This is a genomic window from Paenibacillus periandrae, from assembly GCF_022458865.1.
Lineage (GTDB): Bacteria > Bacillota > Bacilli > Paenibacillales > NBRC-103111 > Paenibacillus_S > Paenibacillus_S periandrae.
Genome location: NZ_JAJNMU010000104.1, coordinates 1 through 771 on the forward strand (window position 1 = coordinate 1; position 771 = coordinate 771).

General features: G+C 42.4%; 1 protein-coding gene. It reads right to left on the minus strand.

Annotation, left to right across the window (positions count from 1 at the left end; genetic code table 11):
• On the minus strand, positions 1 to 771 hold a 771-nt coding region (locus LRL21_RS44740; protein WP_240422209.1), incomplete at both ends, for a hypothetical protein.

Genomic DNA, 771 nt, shown 5'->3' on the forward strand with positions numbered 1-771 from the left:
CACCATAATTGAAACTGATTCCATCCACTAGTAATACTCCTGATCCATTGTCTGTGTTGCCACGGATAAGTGCGTAAACCTTCGCATAAGTGGTATTCGCCGGAATTATTCCATTATTGGCTAACGTTACGTATCCTCCTTGTGTCACCTCACTGATTTCCGTTACACTTGCACCGGTGAACATCGTCGAGTTGTAAAAATCCACGTACAATTGAATTTTCGCATTTGACAGTTGAGCAATATTTAAACTCCCGCTGATGTGAAACTTTTTATTAGGTTCTACGCTAATTAATTGACTGACCCCAATCGCACCATTTGCTACGATTCCCGAACCAATTATCTTTTGGGCATGTTCGCTCGCTGATATTGGGCTTACTTCGTAGCTGCCGTTTGCCCCCCATTTAGACTCTACCCAGTTACTAGCCCGTCCACTGTTACCTGAGACGGTTTCAAAACTTGAATTGTATATCAAATTGGGTTCACCATAATTGAAACTGATTCCATCCACTAGTAATACTCCTGATCCATTGTCTGCGGTGCCTCGGATAAGTGCGTAAACCTTCGCATAAGTGGTATTCGCCGGAATTATTCCATTATTGGCTAACGTTACGTATCCTCCTTGTGTCACCTCACTGATTTCCGTTACACTTGCACCGGTGAACATCGTCGAGTTATAAAAATCCACGTACAATTGTATTTTCGCATTTGACAGTTGAACGATATTAAAACTCCCGCTGACGTGGAACTTTTTATTAGGTTCGGCACTGATTG